Genomic DNA, 809 nt, shown 5'->3' with positions numbered 1-809 from the left:
GGTTCTGTTGCAAAGTTTTCTAAACTAAGCTACACTTTCGAAAAAGAAAACAAGGAGAATCACAGATGGGATATTTTAAAGGGAAACAGTTCAAGAAGGATATTATTTTAATAGCCGTTGGCTACTATTGTCGTTTTTCTTTAAGTTATCGCGATGTGTCTGAAATTCTCAAAGAACGTGGTATTTCTATTCATCCAACAACTATCATGCGCTGGGTTCATGAATATGGAAATCTTATCTATCACATTTGGAAGAAGAAAAACAAAAACACATTGTTATCTTGGCGTTTGGATGAAACCTATATCAAGGTGAAAGGGAAATGGTGTTATTTATATCGAGCAATTGATAAAGAGGGACAAACACTTGATATTCAACTTCGTCAAAAACGGGACACACAAACAGCATATGCTTTTATGAAAAGACTTGTTCGAACTTTTGGAGAACCAACGGTTCTGACGACAGATAAGGCCCCTTCTTTAGCTTCCGCATTCAAAAAATTAAAGGAGATAGGTCTTTACAAAAATACCTTTCATCGTACAATCAAGTACCTCAATAATATCATTGAGCAAGATCACCGACATGTGAAACGTCGATTCTCCCGTTCTTTAGGATTTCAAAGTCTTCGCCATGCCTCACGTACTATTAAAGGTATAGAAACTGTTCATGCTATATACAAACAAAAACGAAGTCCTCAACCAAACTTCGTTTTTTCGACGTATAACGCATTACATGAATTATTAATAGTTTCATAAAACTGGTCCACAATATTCCCCATCTCTTTATGTCTTCGGAAACTTTGCAACAGAACC

Annotated in this window: 1 protein-coding gene; it reads left to right on the top strand. The window is 35.8% G+C overall.

Annotation, left to right across the window (positions count from 1 at the left end; translation table 11 throughout):
* Positions 1–65: 65 nt before the first annotated feature.
* Positions 66–752, top strand: a complete 687-nt coding sequence (locus CN326_RS23765; RefSeq protein WP_098311383.1) for an IS6 family transposase — start codon at positions 66–68, stop codon at positions 750–752.
* Positions 753–809 lie beyond the last annotated feature (57 nt).

Origin of the sequence: Bacillus sp. AFS018417, assembly GCF_002560985.1 — a bacterium.
Lineage (GTDB): Bacteria > Bacillota > Bacilli > Bacillales > Bacillaceae_G > Bacillus_A > Bacillus_A rhizoplanae.
Note: the sequence above shows the minus strand (reverse complement) of the source record. Positions and strands in the feature narration are given on the sequence as shown.